Raw genomic sequence first — 1,552 nt, forward strand, 5'->3', positions numbered from 1 at the left:
CTTATGACCATTGTCGCTGTTGCTATTTTATACGCTTCTATAACGGGCCTTACACAAGAATGTGCTTACAAAAAAACAGTCAGAGTGCCTTTGGTATTCATACTTCACAAGGGGGATCAGGTAGATCAAAGATAAACTCTTATTCTTTGATTTCAGCGATCTTTTAAACTACCTGAAAAAAAGTGAGGGGGAGTATGATCAGAAATGAAAAAGCTATCAGCGGTTTTTGATGAAGATGACGAAAAATGTTCCAAATTATCCCAAGCTTTTCAAGTGCCTGTTTTAACGCTTACAGAGCTCCCGCTTTACACCATTAATTTTTGATCTTTCTTATACCCCTCTACATGATGACTGATCGTCAATCAGAAAAGCCTTGCAATTTGACGATAGCTCCACCCTTTGTCGGATAACAAAACTGCCTTAATCCTATCTGCTGCGCGTCGGTTCTTTTCTTGCCGATGCTGCGTTCTTAACGTAACACGATATTCTTTTTTTAGAAATTTTTGCATAAGAAAAATTATTAACACATATAAATTAAACTTTTAAACAATGTCATTCAGCATGAGTATATAATAAGGAGAATTTTAACGTTCTTGACAGGGAGTTAATGTTTTGTTTACAATAAAAAAGTACAGGATAATTGTTTGGTTAGTCAAATGTCTGAAAAGTCCTTAAAAAATTCAAAAACTCATGAAAACTTAAAGGCTGCTTTTGCAGGAGAATCTCAAGCAAATCGACGGTACGAATATTTTGCCTTAAGGGCAGACAGAGAGGGAGTTTCTAGTGTGGCAGAGTTGTTTCGTTCTACAGCTCGTGGGGAGACTGCTCATGCTTTCCGTCATTTAGATTTTTTGTCTGCCATTGGAGATCCTGTAACAGATCTTCCTATTGGTTCTACTCAGGAAAATTTAGAGTCAGCGTCTGCTGGAGAGCGTTACGAGTACCAAGATATGTATCCGAGTATGGCAAAAACCGCTCGGGAGGAAGGATTTGAAGAAATAGCTAATTGGTTTGACGTGTTGGCAAAAGCAGAACGAATTCATGCTGCAGGTTTTGAAAAAGCTTTAAATCAATTAAAAACAGAAAAGTAACTTTAAAAAAAGAGGTTAAATATGATAGAAGAACTAATACTGATATTATGTGTATCCGGACTAACAGGATCCGGTAAGACAGCTGTTTCAGAGGGCGTTTCTAAGTTAGGGGGAATTCAGACCGTGTTAAAGCTAACTACTCGCCCTAAAAGAGCTTCTGATTTAGATGGAGAGTATTGTTTTGTAAATTCTGATATTTACAATAAGATGTTTCAAGAAAAAAAGTTTGCACTTCATACAAAATATTATGACCATGCTTATGCGATTCCCTATTCCATCCTTGAGGAAGGAAAAAAGAAAAATATTTCTCGGTTTATTACCCCCTGGGCTTTTGGAAAAGATTCTGTTTTTGATCCGCGTATACGCTATGTCAAAATTTGGCTAGAGCTTTCTCAAGAAGAGCGGGTAAAAAGGATGCTTAATAGAGGAGATAGCAAAGAATACGTGGCCAAGCGCTTAGA

Annotated in this window: 3 protein-coding genes; 2 read left to right on the plus strand and 1 reads right to left on the minus strand. The window is 37.2% G+C overall.

Annotated features, from left to right (window positions below; all coding sequences use genetic code 11):
* Nucleotides 1-362 precede the first annotated feature (362 nt).
* Entirely contained in the window at nt 363-509 is a 147-nt protein-coding gene (locus K737_RS09685; RefSeq protein WP_023491194.1) for a hypothetical protein, read from the minus strand.
* Nucleotides 510-656: 147 nt separating this feature from the next.
* Between K737_RS09685 and K737_RS06170 the strand changes: the two genes are divergently transcribed.
* Nucleotides 657-1,091, plus strand: a complete 435-nt coding sequence (locus K737_RS06170) for a rubrerythrin family protein (RefSeq protein WP_023491195.1) — start codon at nt 657-659, stop codon at nt 1,089-1,091.
* 21 nt (nt 1,092-1,112) lie between these two features.
* On the plus strand, nt 1,113-1,552 hold a 440-nt coding region (locus K737_RS06175), incomplete at its 3' end, for an AAA family ATPase (protein ID WP_006299578.1).

It is taken from the genome of Holospora undulata HU1, from assembly GCF_000388175.3.
Lineage (GTDB): Bacteria > Pseudomonadota > Alphaproteobacteria > Holosporales > Holosporaceae > Holospora > Holospora undulata_A.

What these genes read in the sequence shown, in the direction of transcription:
- K737_RS09685 (WP_023491194.1), bottom strand. Translation starts at nt 509, where the DNA reads ATGCAAAAATTTCTAAAAAAAGAATATCGTGTTACGTTAAGAACGCAG.
- K737_RS06170 (WP_023491195.1), top strand. Translation starts at nt 657, where the DNA reads ATGTCTGAAAAGTCCTTAAAAAATTCAAAAACTCATGAAAACTTAAAG.